This window comes from Rhizobium sp. BK275, from assembly GCF_014193555.1.
In the GTDB taxonomy this organism is placed as follows: domain Bacteria; phylum Pseudomonadota; class Alphaproteobacteria; order Rhizobiales; family Rhizobiaceae; genus Rhizobium.
Map to the genome: position 1 here is coordinate 186554 of NZ_JACHZL010000006.1, position 24237 is coordinate 210790.

General features: G+C 60.0%; 27 protein-coding genes. 16 read left to right on the plus strand and 11 right to left on the minus strand.

Annotated elements, in window-relative coordinates; all coding sequences use genetic code 11:
- Nucleotides 1-53 precede the first annotated feature (53 nt).
- Complete coding sequence (acnA, locus tag FHT82_RS19880; RefSeq protein ID WP_183734412.1) at nt 54-2744, minus strand: aconitate hydratase AcnA; 2691 nt, start codon at nt 2742-2744, stop codon at nt 54-56.
- A gap of 261 nt (nt 2745-3005) precedes the next feature.
- Between acnA and ccmA the strand changes: the two genes are divergently transcribed.
- From ccmA to FHT82_RS19905, 5 genes are read left to right on the plus strand one after another with little or no spacing between them, the layout of a single operon-like run.
- Nucleotides 3006-3650, plus strand: coding sequence for a heme ABC exporter ATP-binding protein CcmA (gene ccmA, locus FHT82_RS19885; protein WP_183734413.1), 645 nt, complete (start codon nt 3006-3008; stop codon nt 3648-3650).
- Complete coding sequence (ccmB, locus tag FHT82_RS19890; protein ID WP_183734414.1) at nt 3647-4306, plus strand: heme exporter protein CcmB; 660 nt, start codon at nt 3647-3649, stop codon at nt 4304-4306. The genes ccmA and ccmB overlap by 4 nt, the downstream gene beginning before the upstream one ends.
- 48 nt (nt 4307-4354) lie before the next feature.
- Nucleotides 4355-5116, plus strand: a complete 762-nt coding sequence (locus FHT82_RS19895) for a heme ABC transporter permease (protein ID WP_183734415.1) — start codon at nt 4355-4357, stop codon at nt 5114-5116.
- 2 nt (nt 5117-5118) lie between these two features.
- Nucleotides 5119-5292, plus strand: a complete 174-nt coding sequence (gene ccmD / locus FHT82_RS19900; RefSeq protein ID WP_183734416.1) for a heme exporter protein CcmD — start codon at nt 5119-5121, stop codon at nt 5290-5292.
- On the plus strand, nt 5289-5897 hold the full coding sequence (locus FHT82_RS19905; protein ID WP_183734417.1) for a DsbE family thiol:disulfide interchange protein: 609 nt from the start codon (nt 5289-5291) through the stop codon (nt 5895-5897). The genes ccmD and FHT82_RS19905 overlap by 4 nt, the downstream gene beginning before the upstream one ends.
- Here the strand turns inward: FHT82_RS19905 and FHT82_RS19910 are convergent.
- The 6 genes from FHT82_RS19910 to FHT82_RS30415 all read right to left on the minus strand — a co-directional run bounded on the left by FHT82_RS19910 (nt 5894) and on the right by FHT82_RS30415 (nt 11331).
- Nucleotides 5894-6481: a DUF2585 domain-containing protein gene (locus FHT82_RS19910; RefSeq protein WP_183734418.1), complete on the minus strand. Its 588-nt coding sequence runs from the start codon at nt 6479-6481 to the stop codon at nt 5894-5896. The two genes, FHT82_RS19905 and FHT82_RS19910, sit on opposite strands and share 4 nt — an antisense overlap.
- Entirely contained in the window at nt 6478-7122 is a 645-nt protein-coding gene (locus tag FHT82_RS19915) for a septation protein A (protein WP_183734419.1), read from the minus strand. The genes FHT82_RS19910 and FHT82_RS19915 overlap by 4 nt, the downstream gene beginning before the upstream one ends.
- Nucleotides 7123-7181: 59 nt before the next feature.
- Nucleotides 7182-8747: a signal recognition particle-docking protein FtsY gene (ftsY, locus tag FHT82_RS19920; RefSeq protein WP_183734420.1), complete on the minus strand. Its 1566-nt coding sequence runs from the start codon at nt 8745-8747 to the stop codon at nt 7182-7184.
- Between the two features lie 16 nt (nt 8748-8763).
- Nucleotides 8764-10038, minus strand: a complete 1275-nt coding sequence (gene mtaB / locus FHT82_RS19925) for a tRNA (N(6)-L-threonylcarbamoyladenosine(37)-C(2))-methylthiotransferase MtaB (RefSeq protein ID WP_183734421.1) — start codon at nt 10036-10038, stop codon at nt 8764-8766.
- Nucleotides 10035-10937: a diaminopimelate epimerase gene (gene dapF / locus FHT82_RS19930; RefSeq protein WP_183734422.1), complete on the minus strand. Its 903-nt coding sequence runs from the start codon at nt 10935-10937 to the stop codon at nt 10035-10037. The genes mtaB and dapF overlap by 4 nt, the downstream gene beginning before the upstream one ends.
- Nucleotides 10938-11106: 169 nt before the next feature.
- Nucleotides 11107-11331: a hypothetical protein gene (locus tag FHT82_RS30415; protein ID WP_246698181.1), complete on the minus strand. Its 225-nt coding sequence runs from the start codon at nt 11329-11331 to the stop codon at nt 11107-11109.
- A gap of 484 nt (nt 11332-11815) precedes the next feature.
- Between FHT82_RS30415 and ffh the strand changes: the two genes are divergently transcribed.
- The 9 genes from ffh (at nt 11816) to leuC (ending at nt 19724) form a co-directional block, all read left to right on the plus strand.
- Nucleotides 11816-13399 carry a signal recognition particle protein gene (gene ffh / locus FHT82_RS19935; RefSeq protein WP_183734423.1) on the plus strand — a complete coding sequence of 528 codons (1584 nt, stop codon included), beginning with the start codon at nt 11816-11818 and terminating at the stop codon, nt 13397-13399.
- Nucleotides 13400-13415: 16 nt separating this feature from the next.
- The gene (locus FHT82_RS19940; RefSeq protein ID WP_183734424.1) at nt 13416-13736 is read left to right on the plus strand and encodes a chorismate mutase; all 321 of its coding nucleotides are present in this window, start codon (nt 13416-13418) and stop codon (nt 13734-13736) included.
- A gap of 49 nt (nt 13737-13785) precedes the next feature.
- Nucleotides 13786-14154, plus strand: coding sequence for a 30S ribosomal protein S16 (gene rpsP / locus FHT82_RS19945; protein WP_183734425.1), 369 nt, complete (start codon nt 13786-13788; stop codon nt 14152-14154).
- A gap of 126 nt (nt 14155-14280) precedes the next feature.
- Nucleotides 14281-14850 carry a ribosome maturation factor RimM gene (gene rimM / locus FHT82_RS19950; protein WP_183734426.1) on the plus strand — a complete coding sequence of 190 codons (570 nt, stop codon included), beginning with the start codon at nt 14281-14283 and terminating at the stop codon, nt 14848-14850.
- Nucleotides 14851-14855: 5 nt separating this feature from the next.
- A complete protein-coding gene (trmD, locus tag FHT82_RS19955) occupies nt 14856-15557 on the plus strand; it encodes a tRNA (guanosine(37)-N1)-methyltransferase TrmD (protein ID WP_183734427.1) in 702 nt (233 codons plus the stop codon).
- A gap of 198 nt (nt 15558-15755) precedes the next feature.
- Nucleotides 15756-16292 carry a 50S ribosomal protein L19 gene (gene rplS / locus FHT82_RS19960; protein WP_183734428.1) on the plus strand — a complete coding sequence of 179 codons (537 nt, stop codon included), beginning with the start codon at nt 15756-15758 and terminating at the stop codon, nt 16290-16292.
- Between the two features lie 146 nt (nt 16293-16438).
- On the plus strand, nt 16439-17236 hold the full coding sequence (locus tag FHT82_RS19965) for a transporter substrate-binding domain-containing protein (protein ID WP_183734429.1): 798 nt from the start codon (nt 16439-16441) through the stop codon (nt 17234-17236).
- 18 nt (nt 17237-17254) lie between these two features.
- Nucleotides 17255-18073 (plus strand): amino acid ABC transporter permease, encoded by an 819-nt coding sequence (locus FHT82_RS19970; protein ID WP_183734430.1) that lies wholly within the window; start codon nt 17255-17257, stop codon nt 18071-18073.
- A 241-nt stretch (nt 18074-18314) separates the two neighbouring features.
- Nucleotides 18315-19724 carry a 3-isopropylmalate dehydratase large subunit gene (gene leuC / locus FHT82_RS19975; RefSeq protein ID WP_183734431.1) on the plus strand — a complete coding sequence of 470 codons (1410 nt, stop codon included), beginning with the start codon at nt 18315-18317 and terminating at the stop codon, nt 19722-19724.
- A gap of 83 nt (nt 19725-19807) precedes the next feature.
- Here leuC and FHT82_RS19980 read toward each other — a convergent pair whose 3' ends face one another.
- Both FHT82_RS19980 and FHT82_RS19985 read right to left on the minus strand, forming a co-directional pair.
- Complete coding sequence (locus FHT82_RS19980) at nt 19808-20638, minus strand: aldo/keto reductase (protein ID WP_183734432.1); 831 nt, start codon at nt 20636-20638, stop codon at nt 19808-19810.
- A gap of 146 nt (nt 20639-20784) precedes the next feature.
- A complete protein-coding gene (locus FHT82_RS19985; RefSeq protein ID WP_183734433.1) occupies nt 20785-21333 on the minus strand; it encodes a L,D-transpeptidase in 549 nt (182 codons plus the stop codon).
- A gap of 141 nt (nt 21334-21474) precedes the next feature.
- On the opposite strand from FHT82_RS19985, the gene FHT82_RS19990 reads away from it, so the two are divergent.
- Together FHT82_RS19990 and FHT82_RS19995 are read left to right on the plus strand one after the other, a co-directional pair.
- Nucleotides 21475-22158 carry a response regulator transcription factor gene (locus FHT82_RS19990; protein WP_112564470.1) on the plus strand — a complete coding sequence of 228 codons (684 nt, stop codon included), beginning with the start codon at nt 21475-21477 and terminating at the stop codon, nt 22156-22158.
- A 1-nt stretch (nt 22159) separates the two neighbouring features.
- A complete protein-coding gene (locus FHT82_RS19995; RefSeq protein ID WP_183734434.1) occupies nt 22160-22615 on the plus strand; it encodes a cyclic nucleotide-binding domain-containing protein in 456 nt (151 codons plus the stop codon).
- 6 nt (nt 22616-22621) lie between these two features.
- Here the strand turns inward: FHT82_RS19995 and FHT82_RS20000 are convergent, their stop codons facing one another.
- Together FHT82_RS20000 and FHT82_RS20005 are read right to left on the minus strand one after the other, a co-directional pair.
- The gene (locus FHT82_RS20000) at nt 22622-23425 is read right to left on the minus strand and encodes an exodeoxyribonuclease III (RefSeq protein ID WP_183734435.1); all 804 of its coding nucleotides are present in this window, start codon (nt 23423-23425) and stop codon (nt 22622-22624) included.
- 99 nt (nt 23426-23524) lie between these two features.
- Nucleotides 23525-24208, minus strand: coding sequence for an outer membrane lipoprotein carrier protein LolA (locus FHT82_RS20005; RefSeq protein ID WP_183734436.1), 684 nt, complete (start codon nt 24206-24208; stop codon nt 23525-23527).
- Nucleotides 24209-24237 lie beyond the last annotated feature (29 nt).

A 24237-nucleotide genomic window follows, 5' to 3' on the forward strand; every position in this document is an offset into this window, starting at 1 on the left:
AAACCGCCGGAAATTGCTTTCCGGCGGTCATTATCAGGCAAGTATCTTAACAATCAGGCTGCAAGATCGCGCAGAACTGTCTGCAGGATGCCGCCATTGTTGAGGTAGACGACCTCGTCCAGCGTATCGACGCGCGACAGCAGCGGAACATCCTTCACCGTGCCGTCGGCATAGGTGATCTTGGCGATCTTCTTTTCGCGCGGCTTAATGTTTTCGAGGCCCTCGATGGTGACGAGTTCGTCGCCCTTCAGGTTGAGGCTCTGCCAGGTCGTGCCCTCTTCGAAGACGAAGGGGATGACACCCATGCCGACCAGGTTCGAACGATGGATACGCTCGAAGCTCTGGGCGATCACGGCCTTGACGCCGAGCAGGTTCGTGCCCTTTGCAGCCCAGTCACGCGAAGAACCGTTGCCATATTCCACGCCAGCGAAGATGACGAGCGGAACGCCTTCGGCCTTGTACTGCATGGCCGCGTCGTAGATCGAGGTCTCTTCCTTGGACGGATAGTGGATGGTGTAACCACCTTCCTTGCCGTTCGCACCGAGCATGAAGTTGCGGATGCGGATATTGGCGAAGGTGCCACGCATCATGACCTCATGGTTGCCGCGACGCGTACCATACTGGTTGAAGTCGGCGACTGCGACGTCATGGCCGAGCAGGTAGGCGCCGGCCGGCGAAGCAGCCTTGATCGAACCGGCCGGAGAAATGTGGTCGGTCGTGATCTTGTCGCCGAAGAGGCCAAGAACGCGTGCGCCCTTGATGTCCGACGTGCCGGTACCCTTCTTGCCCATGCCGACAAAGTATGGCGGGTTCTGGACGTAGGTCGAGTCGTCGTCCCAGGCATAGGTCTGGCCTGGAGGAACCTGAACGGCCTGCCAATTTTCGTCGCCCTTGAAGACGTCGGCATACTTGGTTTCGTAGAGCTCGCGGGTCACGTACTTCTGGATGAAGTCCTGCACCTCGTGCGAGGTCGGCCAAATGTCCTTCAGATAGACCGGATTGCCGTTCTGGTCTTCACCGATCGGCTCCTTCGTCAGATCCTTCTGAACCGTGCCGGCAAGCGCGTAGGCGACGACGAGCGGCGGCGAAGCGAGGTAGTTCGCCTGGACGTCAGGAGAAATACGGCCTTCAAAGTTACGGTTGCCCGAAAGCACGCCGGAGACGATCAGGCCCTTGTCATTGATTGTCTTGGAGATCGGCGCCGGCAGCGGACCGGAATTGCCGATGCAGGTCGTGCAGCCGAAACCGACGAGGTTGAAACCGAGCTTGTCGAGATCGGCCTGCAGGCCGGACTTGGCAAGATATTCGCCGACCACCTGCGATCCCGGAGCAAGCGAAGTCTTGACCCACGGCTTGGTCTTCAGACCCTTGGCAACGGCGTTGCGGGCAAGAAGGCCGGCAGCGATCAGAACCGACGGGTTGGAGGTGTTGGTGCACGACGTGATGGCGGCAATCGCCACGTCGCCATGGCCGAGATCAAAATCCGTGCCTTCGACCGCATAGCGGTTGGAAAGTTGGCCGGGCTTCTTGTAGTCGGCATCCATCGAGCCGGCGAAGCCGGAAGCGATGTTTTCGAGCGCGATGCGGCCTTCCGGACGCTTCGGACCGGCCATCGACGGAACGACGTCGCCGAGATCGAGTTCCAGTGTGTCGGTGAAGACGAGGTCGGAACCGTCGCCTTCGCGCCACATGCCCTGAGCCTTCGAATAGGCTTCGACGAGCGCGATCCGGTCATGCGTACGGCCGGACATGGTGAGGTAGTTGATGGTTTCGCCGTCGACCGGGAAGAAGCCGCAGGTCGCGCCATATTCCGGACCCATGTTACCGATCGTCGCGCGGTCGGCGAGCGGCATGTTGTCCATGCCCGGGCCGAAGAATTCGACGAACTTGGAAACGACGCCCTTCTTGCGCAGCATCTGCACGACGGTCAGAACGAGGTCGGTCGCGGTTACGCCTTCCTTGAGCTTGCCGGTCAGCTTGAAGCCGATGACTTCGGGCAGAAGCATCGAGACCGGCTGGCCGAGCATGGCGGCTTCAGCTTCGATACCGCCAACACCCCAGCCGAGAACGCCGAGGCCGTTGATCATCGTCGTGTGCGAGTCGGTGCCGACGCAGGTATCCGGATAGGCGATCGTTTCGCCGTCCTCTTCCTTCGTCCAGACGGTCTGGCCGAGATATTCGAGATTGACCTGGTGACAGATGCCAGTCCCCGGAGGAACGACGCGGAAGTTCTTGAATGCCTGCTGGCCCCACTTCAGGAAGCGGTAGCGCTCCCCGTTGCGCTGGTATTCCAGCTCGACGTTCTTGGCGAAAGCCTGCGGCGTGCCGAATTCATCGACGATGACGGAGTGGTCGATGACGAGATCGACGGGAACGAGCGGGTTGATCTTTTCCGGATCGCCACCGAGAGAAACCATCGCGTCGCGCATTGCGGCCAAGTCGACGACGGCGGGAACGCCGGTGAAGTCCTGCATCAGCACGCGGGCCGGGCGGTAGGCAATCTCGTTCTCGACGGCGCCCTTGTTGTTCAGCCACTCAGCAACGGCAAGGATGTGCTCCTTGGTGACCGATTGACCATCCTCGAAGCGCAGCAGATTTTCCAGCAGCACCTTCATCGAATAGGGGAGCTTCGATACGCCCGGCAGGCCGTTTGCCTCAGCCTTCGGCAGACTGTAGTAGACGTAGTCCTTTCCACCAACGGAAAGCTTGGACCGACAATTGAAACTGTCAAGAGATTTAGACACGAGAGACCCCGTTTCTGATAGCCAACACAGTCGTGCGAACGCCTATGCACTTAATGCACATCAGGATGCGGGTACGGCCATTTCCGCTGTCCGCACGTGAGGAGAAGACCCCAAGTTCGGCGCAAGGATGAAATTCACGCCGACCGCTGGCGTGGTTGCAGGTCTTATAGATAATTTCGTAAAGACTTGCCATACCGACAAAGGTCAAAATTGGACATTTTTTGAGCCTGCCCGAGAGCGTAACGAAGAAAGAGCCGATGCATGCATCTTACCGCTGAAAATCTGGCTGCCCGGCGCGGGGAAGATCTGATTTTCGTTAACGTTTCCTTTCACTTGCAGGCCGGCGAGGCGCTTATTTTGACGGGTAAAAACGGATCGGGAAAATCCACTTTATTGCGCGTGGTGGCGGGTCTTCTAAGGGCTGAGAAAGGCTCCGTCACAGTCACTGATTCTCACGGTGGCGAGAGCGGCCCGGCAGCCGAAGCGAGCCACTACCTTGGTCATCGCAATGCGATGAAGAATGAACTTACGGTTGCAGAAAATCTGGATTTCTGGCGATCCTTTCTTGGACCCGGCAAAACCGCAAGCCCGAGCATCGAAGAAGCCGCCGAAGCGGTAGGCCTGCCCGGCATCACGCATCTTCCCTTCGGCTATCTCTCCGCAGGCCAGCAGCGCCGCTTTGCCTTTGCCAAGCTTTTGGTCGCACATCGCCCGATCTGGATCCTCGACGAGCCGACGGCAGCACTCGATGCCAGCGCAGACAAGTTGTTTGCGGGACTGATCGAAACGCATCGCCGCGAAGGCGGCATCGTGATTGCCGCGACGCATCAGCCGCTTGGACTCGAAAATGCCGGAGAATTGCGCATGACCGGCTTTGCTGGCGTCGACCACGGAGTATGGGGATGATCGCCCTTTTCCTTCGCGACCTCAAGCTTTCCATTCGCGCCGGCGGTGGTGCCTTGATCGGCATTCTCTTCTTTCTGACGATCGTTGCCGTCATTCCCTTTGGCGTTGGCCCCGATCTTGCGCTTCTTTCACGCATCGGCCCGGCCATCGTCTGGATCGGCGCTCTGCTTGCGGCCCTTCTCGGGCTCGATCGCCTGTTCCAGGCGGAGCGCGACGATGGCTCGCTCGATCTGATGCTCATGCAGGAAACGCCGCTGGTGCTGACCGTGCTCGTCAAATGCGCTGCGCACTGGACGGCAACCAGCCTGCCGCTCGTCATCGCCTCCCCATTGCTCGGCCTCTTCATGAACATGAACGAGACGGCGATCGGCGCGACCATGCTCACCCTTCTCGTCGGCTCGCCGGCGATCACCTTCATCGGCGCCGTCGGTGCAGCCGTTGCCGTTGCGCTGCCGCGCGGTGGCCTGCTGGTCTCGGTGCTGATCCTGCCGCTGACGATCCCCGTGCTGATTTTCGGTGTCAGCGCCACCTATGCAGCAGTCGTGGGACCGTCGCCCTTCCTGCCACCCTTTCTTATCCTCATTGCCCTGACGCTTTTCTTCGCGGTCATTGGTCCGGCGGCTGCAGTCCTTGCACTCAGAAACACGGCGGATTGATCGGCGCTTCGATTGCGGCTCCGGGCGGATCAAGGTAAGGAAGCGGATATGAACGAAACGAGCCTTGCCATCAGCAAATTCAGCGACCTCGCCAACCCGACGCGGTTTCTGGCGCTGGCATCGCGTGTCATTCCATGGCTGGCCGGCATCACCGCCCTCTGTTTTATCATCGGCCTCTATCTGAGCTTCTCGACGGAAGGGGATTACCAGCAGGGCGAGACCGTGCGCATCATGTATGTGCATGTACCCGCCGCCTGGCTCTCCATGATGTGCTATACGGTCATGAGCATTTCGGCGATCGGCACACTCGTCTGGCGCCATCCGCTGGCCGATGTGTCGGCCAAGGCCGCCGCCCCGCTCGGAGCCGCCTTCACCCTGCTTGCACTCGTCACCGGCTCGCTCTGGGGCAAGCCCATGTGGGGCACATGGTGGGTCTGGGATGCGCGGCTGACCTCGGTCTTCATTCTCTTCCTGATGTATCTCGGCCTGATCGCGCTGAACCGCGCCATGGATGAACCCTCCAAGGCTGCGCGCGTCACCGCCGTCCTCATCCTCGTTGGCTTCGTCAATATCCCGATCATCAAGTTCTCGGTCGACTGGTGGAACACGCTGCATCAGTCGGCAAGCGTCATGCGCCTCGATGGCCCGGCGATCGATCCGGAATTCCTGCGCCCGCTGCTGATCATGGCGATCGCCTTCACCCTGCTGTTCTTCACGCTGCATCTAATGGCGATGAGGAACGAGATCTGGCGCCGCCGCATCGCCTCCCAGCGCCGCATGGCTGCCCGTATGGCAGGTCGGGAGGAATAGCGATGGGTAGTAGCTACGCTTTCTACGTCTACGGCTCCTACGGCTTCGCCGCCCTGGTAACGATTGCGGTAACGCTCTGGACCTGGTCTGACGGGCGGGCGCGCCGGAAGGAATTGGCAGCGCTCGAAGCCGCCGGCATCCGCCGCCGTTCCGCCAGACCGAGGGACGGCGAATGACCGAGGCTCCACAAGAAAATAGACCGAAGAGCCGCGGCCTCAGCCGCTATGCACTTGCTCTGATCCCGCTGGTCGTTTTCGGCGGCATTGCCGCGACTGCAGCAAAAATGCTCTACGATCAGGATTTCCACGGCAAGAACGTCGCCGAGATTCCCTCCGCCTTGATCGGCACCAAGGCACCATCGCTGAACCTGCCGCCGCTCGAAGGCTCTGGCCTGCCGGCGCTGACGGATGAGGCGGTCAAGGGCAAGCTCACCCTCGTCAACGTCTTCGCCTCCTGGTGCATTCCCTGCCGCGACGAACATCCTCTCCTGAAGCAGCTCGCCGAGGATGGGCAGCTGAATATCGTCGCCATCAACTACAAGGATAAAAACGACAACGCCCTGCGTTTCCTCGGTGAACTCGGCAATCCCTATCGAGCCATCGGCATAGACCCGAACGGCAAGGCAGCGATCGACTGGGGTGTCTACGGCATTCCGGAAAGCTATCTCGTCGCGCCTGACGGCACGATCATTTACAAGCGTGTCGGCCCCTTCGACGATCTCAGCCTGAAGGAAGGCCTCTTTCCGGCAATGGAAAAGGCGCTGGGCAAGCCGGTTTCTTAAGCCCCGCTCTGCCAGACCTTGATCGCTTCGACAGGCCAGATCAACATCAGCACATTCAGCGTCAGATTGTCCCGGATCACGTAACCGGTGAAAATCTCGAAGAAGATTGCGATCGCCACCGTCAGCGCCACGGGCGCCCTTGATGCAAAGAAGAAGCCGACAGCCATGAAGATCGTATCCATGACCGAATTGATGATGCTGTCGCCGTAGTAATCGAGCGAGATCGTCGCCGTGCGGTAGCGATCGATGATCAGAGGCGAATTTTCCAGAAGCTCCCAGCCGGATTCGACGAGCATAGCTAGAAGCAGCCTCGCCGCCAGCGGCTTGCCGCGAAGCAGGAGGTGCGCAAGCCCGTAGAACAGAAAGCCATGGATGATGTGCGACGGCGTGTACCAGTCGGACAGGTGCTGGGAATTGCCGCTGGAATTGACCGTGCCTTCCCAGAGTTTGACGTAACCGCAGGTGCAGATCGGCACCCGGCCCATCAGATATTCGGCGACGATCTGGACGACCAGCACCGCAAGGCATGCAGAAAACCAGAAGACCTGATGCCGCGCTCGGTCGGCGCCGTCGATGACAGTCACTTTTCGCTTTCCGCCTCGGTGGAAATGCTGTGCTTCAGCACCAGCGGCATCTGCGCCATCGTGAAGATGATGGTGATCGGCATCGTGCCCCAGACCTTGAAGGCGATCCAGAAATTATCCGAGAAATTGCGCCAGACGACCTCGTTCAGCACCGCGAGGAAGAGGAAGAAGATGCCCCAGCGGATCGTCAGCTTGCGCCAGCCTTCGGCATCGAGCTGGAAGGCAGCGTTGAAGACATAGCCGAGAAGCGACTTGCCGAAGGCAAGGCCGCCGAGCAGGGCAAAGCCGAAGAGCGCGTTGACGATGGTCGGCTTCATCTTGATGAAGGTTTCGTTCTGCAGCCAGATCGACAAAGAACCGAAGATCAGCACGACGATGCCTGAAACGAAGGGCATGATCGGCAGATGGCCAAGCATGATCTTGGAAACCACCAGCGAGAGAATGGTCGCGCCCATGAAGAGGCCGGTCGCCACGAAGAGCGGACCACCGAGTTCGGCCAATGCCGGAAAACGCGCGACGAGCCATTCACCACGCAGATTGGCAAAGAAAAAGACCATAAGCGGCCCGAGTTCCAGCGCCAGTTTCAGAAGCGGATGATGCCGGTCTGCGGCGCTGGGAGTAATATCGCTTTCAGTCGTCATGCTTCTTCAAACCTGCTTTTTTGCAATGCATGCAAGCCATCAACGGCTAATCTGTGGCATCATTGGCCAATGCCGGCAATGGCCTGCGCAAAATCCTCGGCCTCGAACGGTTCGAGATCGTCGACCCCTTCCCCGACGCCGATGAAATAGACCGGCAGCTTATGCTTGGCGGAGATCGCCACCAGGATGCCGCCGCGCGCCGTGCCGTCAAGCTTGGTCATGATCAGCCCGCTGACACCGGCGACATTGCGGAAGATCTCAACCTGATTGAGCGCATTCTGACCCGTCGTCGCATCGAGTGTCTGGAGCACGGTATGCGGCGCATCGGGATCGAGCTTACCGAGCACGCGCACGATCTTTTCCAGCTCGGCCATCAGCTCCGCCTTGTTCTGCAGGCGGCCCGCCGTATCAATGATCAGCACATCGCACTTCTTGGCTTTCGCCTGCTCGAAAGCGTCATAGGCAAGCCCCGCCGCATCCGCGCCGAGCTTGGTGCCGATGAATTCGGATTTGGTGCGATCGGCCCAGATCTTCAACTGCTCGATGGCGGCAGCGCGGAACGTATCGCCAGCCGCCACCATCACCTTGAGTCCGGCGCCGGAAAGCTTGGCTGCCAGCTTGCCGATCGTTGTCGTCTTGCCGGTACCATTAACACCGACGACGAGAATGACATGCGGCTTGTGCGAGAGATCGAGCTGCAGCGGCTTGGCAACCGGCTTCAATACCTTGGCGATTTCACTCGCCATGATGCGGCTGACATCCTCACCGGTCACATCCTTGCCGTAACGCTCGGAGGCGAGTGTATCGGTAACACGCATCGCCGTCTCGACACCAAGATCGGCCTGGATCAGCAAGTCCTCGAGATCCTGCAGCGTGTCGTCATCCAGCTTGCGCTTGGTGAAGAGCGCGGCGATCTGGCCGGTAAGCTGAGAAGAGGTGCGCGCGAGACCATTGCGCAGGCGCTGGAACCAGGAAAGCCTCGGCTGCGGCGCGACCACGGGTTCGGGTTCGGCTTCCGGTCCGGTGGCAAAGCCTCTGGGAAGGATGGGATTCGGCGCCGATTCGGCGGGGGTGACACCCCCCTCTGTCCTGCCGGATATCTCCCCCACAAGGGGGGAGATTGGCAAGGATTGAGAATCCTGCACTACCTTAGCTGGAATTTCCTGGGCGTCACGAGTTGGAATCTCTTCCGGAAATGCCTCGGTTGGCTCGACTCTGCCTTCCTCTCTCACGGCAGCGTCATCCTCCAAACGATCTCCCTCCTTGTGGGGGAGATGTCCCGAAGGGACAGAGGGGGGTGCTGCCGCAGCGTCGTCTGCACTCGCTTCCGCCTCGGCTTCCAACAGCGACAAAGGGACAACGCCCATGTCGCCCAGATCATCGGCAGTAGGGAGTAATTCGGACCGGGCTTCAACCGGTTCTTGCTCCGCGAGAGCTTCCTCGATATCCGCCGCCGGACCGCCGGCCGTATCCATTTCCTCAGCTAGGACCGGATCAGCAGCAACCGGCAGATCTTCGTCGCGCGAGCGCGGCTCCAATTCCTTCTCCACGGCTTCCGGCACGAGCTCTTCAGCCGGCTTGTCCTTGCCGAAAGTGAAGACCTTTTTGATGAAACTGAGTGCCATGAAGCTGTCCGTGAAGTCAGGCCGCCGCGGCAGCCGTCAATTGCATGTCGAGATGCTTGCCATTGTGGCCAGTGATCGTCGCTTCGACGATATCGCGCGGACGAAGACCGGGCACCGCGACAAGCGTGAAGTTTTCCGTATGGGCAAGACCGTTATTTTCCACCAGCAGCCATTGCCGCGTTCCGACCATCTTGTCCAGATGGCGCTGGTGCAGCATCTGTCCAGTGGCACGGAGGCAAGCGGCGCGATCCTTGATGAGCGAGCGATCGAGCTGTGGCATGCGCGCGGCGGGCGTGCCGGGGCGCGGGCTATAGGGGAAGACGTGCAGATGCGCGATGTCAGCCTCTTCCGCCAGCCGCACCGCATTTTCGAACATCTCTGCGGTCTCTGTCGGGAAACCGGCGATCATGTCCGCACCAAAACTCATCTCCGGCCGCAGCCGACGCACGTCTTCGATGAATCGCAGGGCGTCAGCCCGCAGATGCCGGCGTTTCATGCGCTTGAGGATCATGTCGTCGCCATGTTGCAGCGATAGGTGCAGATGCGGCATGAAGCGCTGCTCGTCGGCGATCAGATCCATGAGATGGCGATCGGCCTCGATGCTGTCGATGGAAGACAGCCGCAGGCGGCGGATATCGGGCACCTGCTTCAGCAGCGTTTTTGCCAGCAGACCGAGCGTCGGCTGGCCGGGAAGATCGTCGCCGTAACTCGTGGCGTCGACGCCGGTCAGCACGATTTCGCGATAGCCGCTTTCGACGAGGTTGCGCGCCTGATCGACCACCGCCCCCATCGGCACGGAACGCGAATTGCCCCGGCCATAGGGAATGATGCAGAAAGTGCAGCGATGGTCGCAGCCGTTCTGCACCTGGATGAAGGCGCGCACATGGCCGTCGATATGCCTGACCATCTGCGGCGCGGTGTGGCGCACACTCATGATGTCGTTGACGCGCAGCTTCTCTTCCGCCGAAACGCCGAAATCCGGAAGCGCGCTATAAGAGGCAGCCTTCAGCTTCTCCTCATTGCCGAGCACGGCATCGACCTCGGCCATTTCGGCAAAGGTCTGCTTTTCCGTCTGCGCCGCACAGCCGGTGACGATGATGCGGGCATGCGGATTGTCGCGGCGCGCACGGCGGATCGCCTGGCGGGCCTGGCGCACGGCTTCGCCGGTCACGGCACAGGTATTGACCAGGATGGCGTTGTTGAGCCCGGCTGCTTCCGCCTGCGATCTCATCACTTCGGATTCATAAGTATTGAGACGACAGCCGAAGGTGATGACCTCGACGCCGCTCACCGCGCTTCCGCTCCGCGTTCGGCATCACGCGACCATGTGCCGGTCGACGGATCGAGCGTGCCGGACCATTCCCATTCGGCAGGACCGGTCATGACCACGTGATCGTCCTCGCGCCAGTCGATAACGAGCGGCTGGCGGATCGGGCTGGAGGCGACGTCGATCGTCACCTTGCGGCCGGTACGACCAGTGCGCGCAGCACTGACGGCGGAGGCGCAGGCGGCCGAACCGCAGGCGAGCGTCAGACCTGCTCCGCGCTCCCAGGTGCGCGTCCGCAGCGCCGAGTCCGAGATGACCTGCGCCAACGTGATATTGGCCTTTTCCGGGAAGATCGGATGGTTTTCGAGCAGCGGCCCGAAACGTTCGAGATCGAAGCTCATCGGATCGCGATCGACCCAGAAGATCGCATGCGGATTGCCCATGGACATGGCCGAAGGCGAATGCAGCACGGGATTGTCGATCGGCCCGATCTGCAGCTCGATACGGCTCGTATCGTGGAATTCTTCGGCGAGCGGAATACGGTTCCATTCGAAAACTGGCAGGCCCATGTCGACAGAGATCGTGCCGTCTTCATGCTCGACGGCATTCAGAATGCCGGCGACCGTCTGGAAGGTGAAGGCCTTCTTGCCGGTTTCAGCGGCCAACGCCTGCACGACGCAGCGCGTACCGTTGCCGCAGGCCTGCGCCTTGGATCCGTCGGAATTGAGGATATCGATATAGACGTCGGTGCCCTGCGCCTTCGGATCATGGATTGCCATGATCTGATCGAACTGGGTCGCGGCATCGGCATTGAGCGCGACTGCCGCCTGCGGCGTCACCTTGTCGGTCCGCCCGCGCATGTCGACAACCAGGATCTTGTTGCCAAGCCCGTTCATCTTCGCGAATTCGACCGTATTGCTCATCTGACTATTTCCGCTGCGTTTCGGCTGTATATGGCGGAAATGCGCAGGGATTACCAGTGGGTGAGCGCCAAGCGAGGTCCGTCCTTTTTCTTACGCGCAAAGCAGAAGCCCCGCGAAATCACAACGGGTACGGCACAGTCAGCCTTTATAAACCAGGCCAAATCCAGACCTACCGCACCGTCCCATCGGAATTGAGGGACGCCGCGTGGGCTTCGACGATAGCAGCGGTAATGACCTTTCTGAGCTCGTAGACCAGCAAGCGAGACCGTTTGCGATCCAGGTCCTGTGCCGCCTTCGCCAAATTCAGGCCTTCCTTCAGAACTATATTATGGGCGCGAGCCAACGCCCAGCTTTCTATATCCGGGTTTATCATTTGATATCTCCGCCGATTCATTCGGCATCAAGGATATTCACGAATCATTTTACAGAATTTACTTAAGTAGAAAGTAGAATCAGAAGCGGAATATTTTGCAACTGGCTTTTAGCGCGAATTCGGCTCACCGATCGAAATATTCTACCAGACATCGGCGAATTCTAAAGCGAATATGTTAGTATATATAGATATATACTTCCGTCGTCGCGACCGGCTGCGTGATGTATCATCCCTCGCCATTCCTGCCGTTCGGCTTCAGAAAAGCCCGCAACGACGTCGCCAGACGCATTCGCCTTGACTTTCCCGCAACTTTCCTGTTTATCGCGCCAAATCCGCGACGAGTAACAGACTCCGAGCCGCCGACCGGGACTAGATTCCGGAGGTCAACACCCGACAGCGCGTCGCGCCCTCGGGTGCTTTTTGGCTTTGCGTCTTGTTTTCGTCAAGGAAAAGCACGACGTTCGGGACATCCCAAAACTCCCCGAAACGTAGCAAGGAAGAGCCGATGTTTGAGAACCTCCAGGACCGTCTTGGTTCCATCCTGAATGGACTGACAGGCCGTGGCGCGCTTTCGGAAAATGATGTTTCCGCAGCGCTGCGGGAGGTTCGCCGTGCGCTTCTGGAAGCCGACGTCTCGCTGGAAGTGGTCCGCTCCTTTACCGACCGCGTCCGTGAAAAGGCCGTCGGCGCCGAGATCCTGAAGTCGATCAAGCCCGGCCAGATGGTCGTCAAGATCGTCCATGACGAACTGATCGAGATGCTGGGTGGCGAAGGCGTTGGCGTCGATTTGCACGCGGCCGCCCCGGTCGTCATCATGATGGTCGGCCTGCAGGGCTCCGGTAAGACGACGACGACGGCAAAGATTGCCAACCGGCTGACGACGCGCGAGAAGAAGAAGGTGCTGATGGCATCGCTCGACACGCGCCGTCCGGCGGCACAAGAGCAGCTTCGCCAGCTCGGTGCCCAGGCGAATATCGACACGCTGCCGGTCATTGCTGGTCAGTCGCCAACCGATATCGCTGCTCGTGCCGTTCAGGCCGCAAAGCTTGGCGGCCATGATGTCGTCATCCTCGACACCGCCGGCCGCACTCATATCGACGAACCCTTGATGGCCGAAATGGCCGACATCAAGAAGAAGTCGAATCCGCACGAAATCCTGCTGGTCGCCGATAGCCTGACCGGTCAGGACGCCGTGAATCTTGCGCGCAGCTTCGATGAACGCGTCGGCATCACCGGCCTCGTCCTGACCCGTATGGACGGCGACGGCCGCGGTGGTGCTGCCCTTTCCATGCGAGCCGTCACCGGCAAGCCGATCAAGCTGATCGGCGTCGGCGAACGAATGGGCGAGCTGGAAGAATTCCATCCCCGCCGTATCGCCGACCGCATTCTCGGCATGGGCGATATCATCTCGCTCGTCGAAAAGGCGGCCGAAAACATCGACGCCGAAAAGGCGGCCGCCATGGCCGCCAAGATGGCCAAGGGTAAGTTCGACCTGAATGACCTCGCCGACCAGCTGAAGCAGATGCAGAAGATGGGCGGCATGGGCGGCATCATGGGCCTGATGCCCGGCATGAGCGGCATGAAGGACAAGATGGCAGCCGCCGGCCTCGACGACCGCCTCTTCAAGCGCCAGCTCGCCATCATCTCCTCGATGACCAAGGCCGAGCGCGCCAATCCCGACATGCTCAAGCATTCGCGCAAGAAGCGCATTGCCGCCGGTTCCGGCACCGATGCTGCTGACATCAACAAGCTTCTGAAGATGCACCGCCAGATGGCGGACATGATGAAGATGATGGGCGGCAAGGGCAAAGGCGGCATGATGAAGCAGATGATGGGCGGCCTCGCCGGCAAGATGGGGCTGGGGGGCCTCGGCGGCATGGGCGGCATGCCCGATCTCTCGAATATCGACCCGAAGCAGCTGGAAGCCTTGCAGAAGCAGGCGGAAGCTGCGGGTCTCGGAAAGCCGGGTGGGGGTATGCCCGGTCTAGGCGGAGGCTTGCCGGGCGGATTGCCCGGTCTTGGCGGCGCAAAGCTGCCGGGCCTCGGTGGTGGTTTCCCGGGTCTGCCCGGATTGCCCAAGAAGAAGTGAAAGGATCGCCTGCCCCATGATTGATCCAGACGTCAAAGTCCAGCTTTCGAGCTACCGCCAATCGATCGACAATATCGATGCAGCGCTCGTCCACATTCTGGCCGAACGCTTCCGCTGCACCAAAGAAGTCGGCGTGCTGAAGGCCAAGTACAAGTTGCCGCCGGCCGATCCGGCGCGCGAGGAATACCAGATCGCCCGTCTTCGTCAGCTTGCCGAAGATGCGCATCTGGACCCGGATTTCGCCGAGAAGTTCCTGAACTTCGTCATCAAGGAAGTCATCCGGCATCATGAGCAGATCGCTGCGGACCACGCTGAACAGAGCGCCGCAGCCCGATAACCACGCCGCCCAACGAAGCGGCTCAAGAAAAGCCTAAGGAGTAAAGAACATGGCACTGAAAATTCGTCTCGCACGCGGTGGTTCCAAGAAGCGCCCGTATTACCACGTCGTTCTCGCCGATGCCCGCAGCCCGCGTGACGGCCGTTTCCTTGAGAATCTCGGTTCTTGGAACCCGATGCTCGCCAAGAACGACGAGAAGCGCGTTCAGCTGAACGGCGAGCGCATCAAGCACTGGCTCGACCAGGGCGCCCTGCCGACCGACCGCGTCCTGCGCTTCCTCGACGAAGCCGGCATCTCCAAGCGCGAAACCCGCAACAACCCGGTAAAGGCAAAGCCGGGCAAGAAGGCTCAGGAGCGCGCTGCCGAGAAGGCTCAGAAGGCTGCTGACGCCGCTGAAGCTGCTGCTTCCGCCGAATAATCGATTTCGACCTCATCTGAACGGGCGGCATGGCGACATGCCGCCCGTTTTCGTTTCCATTCCCGCGCACTTCGTTTATGAGAGGCGTGATTTCAGCTTCCTGCCAGCGTTCGGATGAAGGAACCCATGACCAAGCTTGAAAACCCGGTGCTGATGGCAACCATCGGCGGCGCCCAGGGCATTCGCGGCGAGGTGCGTGTAAAGGCCTATACGGCCGATCCGACCGCGCTCGGCGACTATGGCCACCTGCACAGCATGGATGGACGCGTTTTCGAAATTCTCGAATTGCGCGAGATGAAGAACATGGTCGTGGTCCGATTCCGCGGCGTCAACGACCGCAATGCTGCCGAGGCGCTGAACGGCCTGGAGCTCTATATGGAGCGCGACAGCCTGCCGGATGAGGAGCTGGAGGACGACGAGTTCTTCTATGCCGATTTGGAAGGGCTGGAAGCCTATGACGACCAGGGCGTCAACTACGGCACCGTGACCGGCGTCTTCGATTTCGGCGCCGGCGATCTGCTGGAGCTCAAAGGCCCTGGCAAACGTCCCGTCCTGATCCCTTTCTCGGAAGCCTCCGTACTGGAAATCGATCTCGAAGCCGGCAAGCTGCTCATCGACCCGCTTGCAGCGGGCCTCATCGACGATCCTGACGATCTGAAGGGGCTTGCTCCCGACAGGCCGAAGAAAAAGAAGTAAGCGCCATGGCGTTCCGGGCGACCGTGCTGACCCTCTATCCGGAAATGTTTCCGGGCCACCTTGGCTTCTCTCTCGCCGGCAAGGCGGCCGAACGCGGGCAATGGTCGCTCGATACCGTGCAGATCCGTGATTTTGCCACCGACAAGCACCGCACCGTCGATGACACACCTGCCGGCGGCGGTGCCGGCATGGTGCTGAAGCCCGACGTGCTCGCCCGGGCAATCGACAGCACCTCCGAAAATGACACCCGCCCACGTCTGCTGATGAGCCCGCGCGGCAAACCGCTGACACAGGAGCGCGTGCGCCAGCTGGCGACCGGTGATGGCGTCATCATCGTTTGCGGCCGTTTCGAAGGCGTCGACCAGCGGGTGATCGAGGCGCGCGAACTCGAAGAAGTCTCGATCGGCGACTACGTACTGTCGGGCGGCGAGCCAGCCGCGCTGATCGTGCTCGACGCGATCGTGCGCATTCTGCCGGGCGTGATGGGCAATGATCTCTCGGGCCTGCACGAGAGTTTCGAAGGCGGGCTTTTGGAACATCCGCACTACACCCGCCCGCAGGAATGGGAAGGCCACGAGATTCCGGCAATCCTGACATCGGGCAATCACGGCGCCATCGAGAAATGGCGGCACGAACAAGCGGTCGTGCTGACAAAGGAAAGACGGCCGGACCTGATTGCGGCGCAAAAGGCCGGAAAAGCCGGTTGATTTCACAAATTTGTCGTCCTAGGGATGACAAGCGGAAGTCTTTCGTGTAATGGCCCACGCGGAAATGGGGCTAGCCCCGTCTGCCAGCAAACAAAGAATGGCGAATCCGCTCCCGCCCGCAAGGGCAAACTCCGGAGGCATCGACCGAAGGACAGTGTGAGCGCTCTGGCTGTTTCAGAAGAACCAAAGGTTAAGACGATGAACATCATTCAGCAGCTCGAGGCCGAACAGGCCGCCAAGATCGAAGCCAAGCGCACCCTTCCTGAGTTTTCCCCGGGCGACACCGTCCGCGTCAACGTGAAGGTTACGGAAGGCAACCGTACCCGCGTTCAGGCCTATGAAGGCGTTTGCATTGCTCGCTCCGGCGGCGGTCTGCAGGAAAACTTCACGGTCCGCAAGATCTCCTACGGCGAAGGCGTCGAGCGCGTATTCCCGGTTTACTCCCCGATGATCGAAAGCGTCGAAGTCGTTCGCCGCGGTAAGGTCCGTCGCGCCAAGCTCTACTATCTGCGCGACCGTCGCGGTAAGTCGGCTCGTATCGTCGAGAACACCGGCACCCGCGCCCGCAAGCTCAACGATGCAGAGCGCGCAGCCATTGCCGAGGAAAAGGCACGTATCGAAGCTGAAAAGGTTGCAGCAGCTCAGGCTCTCGCCGCCGAAAAGGCAGCAGCGGAAGCCGCTGAAGCAAAGGCCGCCGCAGAAGCTGCAGCCGCTGCTGAAGGTTCGGCTGAATAAGCATCTCGCGAAAGCGAAATCATTGCATGGGAAAGGCGGTCTTTGGGCCGCCTTTTCTTTTTTGCGCCGGTGCGTAGCGCCTGCAGCCTTGCCATATCAGTATCTTCCATGACAATTCTGCCGTTCAAATATTGGGGAGCCACACCATGTTCTTTCGCCGCACCGTTCTCGCCGGTCTAACGGCCGCTATGCTTTCGCCGCTCGGAGCCTTTGCCGCCGGCCTGCCGGATCTCGGTGGCAAGACTGTCATCGTGGTGACCGAAAATGCCTATCCGCCGCTGCAGTTCGTCGACCCCAAGTCCGGCAAGGCGATCGGCTGGGAATATGACGCGATGAACGAGATCGCCAAGCGGCTGAACTTCAAGGTCGAGTACCAGAACACGAGCTGGGACGCGATGATCCAGGCTGTGTCCGACGGACAATACAATATCGGCATGACCGGCATCACCATCAAGGACGATCGCAAGCAGAAGGTCGACTTTTCCGATCCCTACATGCGTTCGCAGCAGTTCATGCTGGTGCGGGGTGATGAGAAGCGCTTCACCGACGCCAAAAGCTTCGGGGCCTTCAACGACGGCCTGATCGGCGCCCAGCCCGGCACTTCGCCCTTCTATACGGCCGTCTATGAAATTCTCGACGGCAACGAACAGAACCCGCGCATCAAGCTCTTCGAAACCTTTGGTGCAACCGTACAAGCTCTGAAGACCGGAGACGTCGACCTCGTCCTGACAGACAGTGTCGCCGCAAAGGGCTATGTCGATTCCTCGAATGGCGGGTTGAAGGTCGTCGGCGAACCGCTCGGCACCGAGGACTTCGGCTTCATCTTCCCGAAGGGTTCCGACCTAGTCGCACCCGTCAATGCCGCTATCGCTGCGCTGAAGTCGGACGGTACCTTCGATGCGCTGAACAAGACGTGGTTCCTCGACTATAAGATGGGCCAGTAATCCCCCGAGCGATCGCAGATGGCACTACCACCATCCCCGCGACACGAGAAGGACGACCGTCCCTGGTGGCTGGTTGTCCTTGTTCTGATCGGCATCGTTCTCGCGGTCGTCATCATCACCAACGACATCTACGCGCAGGTCTTCCGGACGGTCGTGAATGGTGCCGGTATTACCGTGTTCGTGACACTCTTGGCCTTTGTGCTGGCGACCGTGCTCGGTCTGGGCATCGCGTTACTTGGCCTCTCCGACAATATCGTGCTGCGCCAGATCGCCCGCTTCTACATCGAGATTATCAGAGGCATTCCGATCCTCGTCCTGCTGTTCTACATAGCCTTCGTCGGCGCGCCGGGCGTTGTCGCCGCCTATAATTTTTTGATCACGCCCTTCGTGAAGGCCGGTTTTGCAGAACCGATCCTCGTGCGCGACCTGTCGCTGATGTGGCGCGCCATCATCGCGCTCATGATCGGCTATTCGTCCTTCATCGCCGAAATTTTCCGCGCCGGTTTTCAGTCGGTCGATATCGGCCAGATCGAGGCGGCCAAGTCGCTTGGCCTGTCGCGCTATCGCCGCTTCCGCCTCGTCGTCTTTCCGCAGGCAATCCGGGTGATCTTCCCGCCGCTCTCCAACGACTTCGTCTCGATGGTGAAGGATTCCTCGCTCGTCTCCGTCCTCGGAGTCGCCGACATCACACAGATGGGCAAGGTCTATGCCTCCGGCTCCTTCCGCTTCTTCGAAACCTACTCGATCGTCACCTATATCTATCTGATCCTGACGATCGGCCTGTCGCTCTTCCTGCGGCGGATCGAGAAGAAGATGAAGCAGATGCCGCGGCGCTAGGCCCTCAACGATTCGAATTGCCGTTTCGATCAAAAATCGCTATATCCGGCCCCATGGAATCCAAGTTCAGATGCATCGGTGCGCATATTTTCGTGCTGCAGGACCATTATCGCCTGCCGGCACGCTTCTTTGCGTCCGTTTCCGGTGCGCTCAACAGCCGACTTCGTTGATCGAATGACGGCCGGCGGAGCCTGTCCGCCACACCCCCAATTCCATGCTCCAGCCAAAACGGACATTAGCCATGAGCGCACCGCGTACCCTTTACGACAAGATCTGGGCCGACCATCTGGTCGACGAACAGGAAGACGGCACCTGTCTTCTCTACATCGACCGTCACCTGGTCCACGAAGTCACTTCGCCGCAGGCTTTCGAAGGCCTGCGCATGTCCGGCCGCAAGGTCCGCGCGCCCGAAAAGACGCTTGCCGTCGTCGACCATAACGTTCCAACGTCGGCTGACCGCCATCTCGGCATCAAGAACGAGGAAAGCCGCATCCAGGTCGAGCAGCTCGCCAAGAACGCCGCCGAGTTCAACGTCGAATATTATTCCGAGAACGACAAGCGCCAGGGCATCGTCCACATCATCGGACCGGAACAGGGCTTCACCCTGCCGGGCATGACGATCGTTTGCGGCGATAGCCACACCTCCACGCACGGCGCCTTCGGTTCGCTCGCCCACGGTATCGGCACGTCGGAAGTCGAGCACGTTCTCGCGACCCAGACGCTGATCCAGAAGAAGGCGAAGAACATGCTGGTGCAGGTCGACGGCCAGCTGCCGGCAGGCGTCACCGCCAAGGACATCGTTCTTGCCATCATCGGCGAGATCGGCACCGCCGGCGGTACTGGCTATGTCATCGAATATGCCGGCGAAGCCATTCGCTCGCTGTCGATGGAAGGCCGCATGACGATCTGCAACATGTCGATCGAAGGCGGCGCCCGCGCCGGCCTGATCGCGCCTGATGAGATCACCTTCGAATATATCAAGGGCAAGCCGCGTGCGCCGAAGGGCGAGGCGCTGGAACAGGCAATCGCCTACTGGAAGACGCTGAAGTCTGACGAAGGCGCCCATTTCGACCGCATCGTCAAGCTGAACGCAGCCGAATTGCCGCCGATCGTCTCCTGGGGCTCCTCGCCGGAAGACGTCGTCTCCGTTCAGGGTATCGTACCGAACCCGGATGAGATCCAGGACGAGACGAAGCGCGCCTCCAAGTGGCGCGCGCTCGACTATATGGGCCTGAAGCCGGGCACGAAGATGACGGACATTGCTGTCGACCGCGTCTTCATCGGCTCCTGCACCAACGGCCGTATCGAAGACCTGCGCGCCGCTGCCAAGATCGTTGAAGGCAAGACCGTTGCCTCGACCGTCGATGCCATGATCGTACCGGGCTCCGGTCTCGTGAAGGAACAGGCGGAAGCCGAAGGACTCGACAAGATCTTCAAGGCTGCCGGTTTCGACTGGCGCGAGCCGGGTTGCTCCATGTGCCTTGCCATGAATGACGACCGCCTGAAGCCGGGCGAGCGTTGCGCCTCGACCTCGAACCGCAACTTTGAAGGCCGCCAGGGCTTCAAGGGCCGCACGCATCTCGTCTCGCCGGCCATGGCCGCCGCAGCCGCGATTGCCGGTCACTTCGTCGATATCCGCGAGTGGAACTGATCTCTCTCGCACATCCGAGATGATAAAAGCCCGGCGCGCGAGCGCCGGGCTTTTTTAATTGCGCGAGGCTGAGAAGACGGCGCTTAGAACGTCGCCGTGTACGGATCCGGACCCATGCGAGCGCCGGCGCTATCGAGCTTGGCAATCGCGGCCATGTCTTCGCCATCCAGCTTGAAATCGAAGACGTTGAAATTCTCCTCGATGCGCGAGGGCGTCACCGACTTCGGAATAACGACGAGGCCGGTATCGATGTGCCAGCGTATTATCACCTGCGCCGGCGTCTTGCCGTGCTTGGCAGCAATCTGACCGATGACCGGATTGGAAATGAAACGGCCCTGGCCGAGCGGGCTCCAGGATTCCGTGACGATGTTCAGTTTCTTATGCGCTTCCTGCGCCGCTTTCTGCTGAAAGTCCGGATGCAACTCGATCTGGTTGATAACAGGAACCACGCCTGTATCGCCGACGATATGGTCGAGATGGTCCGGATAGAAGTTCGACACGCCGATGGAGCGGACGCGGCCTTCTTCCTTCAAGCGCACGAAAGCCTTCCAGGTTTCGCGGTAAAGCCCGCGATGCGGCGACGGCCAGTGAATGAGATAGAGATCGATATAGTCGCTGCCGAGCTTCTTCAGGCTGACCTCGAAGGCACGCAATGTATTGTCATAGCCCTGGTCGGTATTGCGCAGTTTCGTGGTGACAAAGATATCCTTGCGGTCGATGCCGGAGGAGCGGATGCCTTCGCCGACGCCCTCTTCGTTGTCATAACCGGACGCCGTATCGATGTGGCGATAGCCGGCGGCAAGTGCGGTGCGCACGGTCGGAGCCGCGATATCCTGCGGCGTCTGCCAAACGCCGAGACCCACCTGGGGAATGGAATGTCCGTCGTGGAAAGTCATGATGGGCTGAGTGGTCACAATATATCTCCGGAAGTTTGAAGGATTGGCCAAAGACACGAATTGAATGGGGCATGAATTGAAGCCGCGAGGCGGTTTTCCCTGGACGCATTGCAGCCCGCGCGCCCGGTCGAAAGTCCATATAGGACAGAGAGTCCGCAATACAATCAGAGAACGCGGAGGATCGTTCCCTTTCTGATGTGAGGCAGAATGCGACGCATGTCGCGGGCACTGATCGCAACACAGCCGGCGGTCGACTCGTATCCTGGCCGGATGAGATGGAAAAAGATCGCTGATCCGCGATTGCGCGCCCGGGAGGTCACGTTCCAGTCGAGCACCAGGCAGATATCGTAAAGCCCGTCCTTCCGCTTCATCTCCTCATGGCTCGGTTTGAATGGCGCCTTAACCAGCCTGTTGTAATTCGCATCGGCAGGCTGATCGCACCACAGCATGTCGGACCGGATGCGCTTGATGGGCAGCGCCGTCGGGAGATGGCCGTTTCGTTCGCCGCGCCGGAAACCGTAGAGCAGCCGCATGGCAGCAATCGGCGTCGCCCCGTCGCCTTCCCGCTTGATCACGGTCCGGCCGCTACGGCCGATCGCGGCGGGCAAGATGAGAGGGCCAAAACGGACGATGGCTCTGTTTGGCTTGCCTGGCGCGGCACGCACCACGAGCGTTGAGGGCTGCCCATTTCGCTCTCGCCTTGCTTTTTCCATTTTTCTCGCATGTTCTTGAATTGCCTTGGGCTTCGATTGAAACCATATGAAACCCTAGGCAGCAACAGCAGCAGATCGCCAATCCTTGCCAAATGTGGAATTTGGCGTAGGAGTATCTGACCAACGCAAGGACGCACCCGCATGACCGCACGCACCATTCTTCTGGTGGATGACGACGACGACCTTCGCCAGACACTGACGGAGCAATTGTCGTTGTATGAGGAATTCACGGTTCTGCAGGAAGCGACCGCGGGCAAGGGCGTCCAGGCCGCCCGTTCCAATCCGGTCGATCTGCTGATCATGGACGTCGGTCTGCCCGATATGGACGGCCGCGAGGCGGTAAAGCTGCTGCGCAAGGGCGGCTTCAAGGCGCCGATCATCATGCTGACCGGTCATGACACGGATTCGGACACAATCCTTGGCCTTGAGGCCGGCGCCAACGACTATGTCACCAAGCCCTTCCGTTTCGCCGTGCTTCTGGCTCGCATCCGCGTGCAGCTTCGCCAGCACGAACAGAGCGAAGACGCCACCTTCACCGTCGGCCCCTATCTCTTCAAACCGAGCCAGAAGCTGCTGACGACCGACAACGGCCAGAAGATCCGCCTGACGGAAAAAGAAGCGGCGATCATCCGCTATCTCTACCGCGCCGAACAGAAGGTCGTCACCCGCGACGTGCTGCTGGAAGAAGTCTGGGGCTACAATTCCGGCGTGACCACCCACACGCTGGAAACCCACGTTTACCGCCTGCGCCAGAAGATCGAGCGGGACCCATCCAATGCCGAGATCCTCGTGACGGAAAACGGCGGCTACAAGATCATCCCTTAGCATGTCTCTTTCTGACGATATCCATCTGCTGTCGCAGCTTCCGCTCTTCAAGGACATGAACGACGATCAACTGCGTCTGATTGCCTTCGGTGCCGACCGTCGCGTGATTGCCGCCGGGCAGATGCTGTTCCGTCAGGGCTCACCCGGCGAAAGCGCCTATGTGATTACCAGCGGCAGCCTCGAGCTCAGCGTGACGGGATCCGATGGCATGGGACGGACCGAAGCGATCGCAGGCCCCGGTGCACTGATTTCGGAATTGGCACTCATAACGCTAGTGGAACGCAAGTTCACGGCGATCGCACGCGAGGATACCGGCATTATCCGCATCACACGGGCGCTGTTCCATCGCCTGATCGAGGAATATCCCTCGGCCGCGCGCATCATGGAAAACCGTATCCGCGACAGCATTGCCGATCTTGCGGCGCAAGCCGCAAGCCAGTTTCACCGTTTCAGCTGACTCATGTCAGAGATTGAGATGCACGGTCACCGGCACATGGTCGGACGGCCGGTCCCAGCCGCGCGCTTCCTTCAGCACCTCGATGCGTTGCAGATGCGGACCAAGGTCGGGCGAGGACCAGATATGGTCGAGGCGCCGGCCCTTGTCGGCAGCTTCCCAATCCTTCGCGCGGTAGCTCCACCACGTGTAGAGCTTCTCATTAGCAGGCACATGCTGGCGCATGAGATCGTGCCAGCCGCCGCGCTTCATCACCTCGATAAGCCCGTCGGTTTCGACAGGCGTATGGCTGACGATCTTCAGAAGCTGCTTGTGCGACCAGACATCGTGCTCCAGCGGAGCGATATTGAGATCGCCGACAAGAATGGCTGACGTATTCGGCTCGGCACTGGCCTTCAAGTTCTTCATCTCCTCGATGAAATCGAGCTTGTGGCCGAATTTCGGATTGATCGTACGATCCGGCTCGTCACCGCCGGCGGGCACATAGAAATTGTGCAGGCGGATGCGCCGGCTGCCGCGCTCGAAGATTGCCGAAATATGGCGCGCATCACCGACATTGCAGTAATCCTGCCGATGGTCTTCAGTCAGAGGCACGCGGGAGGCGATGGCGACCCCGTGATAGCCCTTTTGACCGTGGATGATGATGTGCTCGTAGCCCATGGCGCGCAGCGGCGCGAGCGGGAAGAGATCGTTCGTTACCTTGGTTTCCTGCAGGCAAATGATATCGGGCCGTTGCTTCAGCACAAGCTGCTCGACGATCGGCATGCGCAGCCGCACCGAATTGATGTTCCAGGTGGTGATGGAAAAGCTCATACCATGCCCTTTCAGATCCCTCTGAAAGGGCTTTAGAGCAAAGGCGTCGGCGAGAAAACCAGCCGCAGGCAAAAGCGACCGGCGATCAACCGAAAAGCATCAATCGCGGTTTGCCGAGGTGCCCTTGATATCCTCGTAAGGCACGCGGAAGACGCGCTGGTCGAAGGCAACGCCGGTCTTCACGTTGAAGATCATCACCGACGTGTCCTTGCCCTGGTTGTCAGTGATCGTCCACTGGCGCAGGTCATAAGTCTTCGGGTCGAACATCATCGTGATGGTCGAATTGCCGAACACCGTATTGTTGCCTAGCGAGATCGTCGTCAGATCGGACTCTTGCTTCACGCCCTTCACCATGCCGGCCGAAAGGTCGATACGCGGCGCAAGCAGCAGACTGAGCGGCGTCTTGGAAAGCGGATAGAGATCCCAGGTCTTGAGCTTCACGTTGCCGATTGCGACGTTCCTGCCGTCGGCAATGACGCGCATCGGTGACGGAGCGTCATAGTTGAAGCGCAGCTTGCCGGGACGCTCGATGAAGAACTTGCCGCCGGTCTGTTCGCCACGAGGGCCAAACTGCACGAACTCGCCCTGCATGGTGGCGACGCCGGAGAAATGATCGGCAATCGCCTGTGCCGTGGCACTGTTGCCAGCGGGTGCTGCCGCCTGGGCGACCTGGGCGAGAGCGGGAAACGGTGCGGCGGTTGCAACGGCAGCAGCCGCAAAGACGCCAAGGACATCGCGGCGGGTTACCGGCAGGCCGGAAAAGATGGGCACGGAGTTGGTCATGTGAACCTCCTGTATGCGATCTGCATGCC

What these genes read in the sequence shown, in the direction of transcription:
- ccmA (WP_183734413.1), top strand. Translation starts at nt 3,006, where the DNA reads ATGCATCTTACCGCTGAAAATCTGGCTGCCCGGCGCGGGGAAGATCTG.
- ccmB (WP_183734414.1), top strand. Translation starts at nt 3,647, where the DNA reads ATGATCGCCCTTTTCCTTCGCGACCTCAAGCTTTCCATTCGCGCCGGC.
- FHT82_RS19895 (WP_183734415.1), top strand. Translation starts at nt 4,355, where the DNA reads ATGAACGAAACGAGCCTTGCCATCAGCAAATTCAGCGACCTCGCCAAC.
- ccmD (WP_183734416.1), top strand. Translation starts at nt 5,119, where the DNA reads ATGGGTAGTAGCTACGCTTTCTACGTCTACGGCTCCTACGGCTTCGCC.
- FHT82_RS19905 (WP_183734417.1), top strand. Translation starts at nt 5,289, where the DNA reads ATGACCGAGGCTCCACAAGAAAATAGACCGAAGAGCCGCGGCCTCAGC.
- FHT82_RS19915 (WP_183734419.1), bottom strand. Translation starts at nt 7,122, where the DNA reads ATGACGACTGAAAGCGATATTACTCCCAGCGCCGCAGACCGGCATCAT.
- ftsY (WP_183734420.1), bottom strand. Translation starts at nt 8,747, where the DNA reads ATGGCACTCAGTTTCATCAAAAAGGTCTTCACTTTCGGCAAGGACAAG.
- dapF (WP_183734422.1), bottom strand. Translation starts at nt 10,937, where the DNA reads ATGAGCAATACGGTCGAATTCGCGAAGATGAACGGGCTTGGCAACAAG.
- FHT82_RS30415 (WP_246698181.1), bottom strand. Translation starts at nt 11,331, where the DNA reads ATGAATCGGCGGAGATATCAAATGATAAACCCGGATATAGAAAGCTGG.
- ffh (WP_183734423.1), top strand. Translation starts at nt 11,816, where the DNA reads ATGTTTGAGAACCTCCAGGACCGTCTTGGTTCCATCCTGAATGGACTG.
- FHT82_RS19940 (WP_183734424.1), top strand. Translation starts at nt 13,416, where the DNA reads ATGATTGATCCAGACGTCAAAGTCCAGCTTTCGAGCTACCGCCAATCG.
- rpsP (WP_183734425.1), top strand. Translation starts at nt 13,786, where the DNA reads ATGGCACTGAAAATTCGTCTCGCACGCGGTGGTTCCAAGAAGCGCCCG.
- rimM (WP_183734426.1), top strand. Translation starts at nt 14,281, where the DNA reads ATGACCAAGCTTGAAAACCCGGTGCTGATGGCAACCATCGGCGGCGCC.
- trmD (WP_183734427.1), top strand. Translation starts at nt 14,856, where the DNA reads ATGGCGTTCCGGGCGACCGTGCTGACCCTCTATCCGGAAATGTTTCCG.
- rplS (WP_183734428.1), top strand. Translation starts at nt 15,756, where the DNA reads ATGAACATCATTCAGCAGCTCGAGGCCGAACAGGCCGCCAAGATCGAA.
- FHT82_RS19965 (WP_183734429.1), top strand. Translation starts at nt 16,439, where the DNA reads ATGTTCTTTCGCCGCACCGTTCTCGCCGGTCTAACGGCCGCTATGCTT.
- FHT82_RS19970 (WP_183734430.1), top strand. Translation starts at nt 17,255, where the DNA reads ATGGCACTACCACCATCCCCGCGACACGAGAAGGACGACCGTCCCTGG.
- leuC (WP_183734431.1), top strand. Translation starts at nt 18,315, where the DNA reads ATGAGCGCACCGCGTACCCTTTACGACAAGATCTGGGCCGACCATCTG.
- FHT82_RS19985 (WP_183734433.1), bottom strand. Translation starts at nt 21,333, where the DNA reads ATGGAAAAAGCAAGGCGAGAGCGAAATGGGCAGCCCTCAACGCTCGTG.
- FHT82_RS19990 (WP_112564470.1), top strand. Translation starts at nt 21,475, where the DNA reads ATGACCGCACGCACCATTCTTCTGGTGGATGACGACGACGACCTTCGC.
- FHT82_RS19995 (WP_183734434.1), top strand. Translation starts at nt 22,160, where the DNA reads ATGTCTCTTTCTGACGATATCCATCTGCTGTCGCAGCTTCCGCTCTTC.
- FHT82_RS20000 (WP_183734435.1), bottom strand. Translation starts at nt 23,425, where the DNA reads ATGAGCTTTTCCATCACCACCTGGAACATCAATTCGGTGCGGCTGCGC.
- FHT82_RS20005 (WP_183734436.1), bottom strand. Translation starts at nt 24,208, where the DNA reads ATGACCAACTCCGTGCCCATCTTTTCCGGCCTGCCGGTAACCCGCCGC.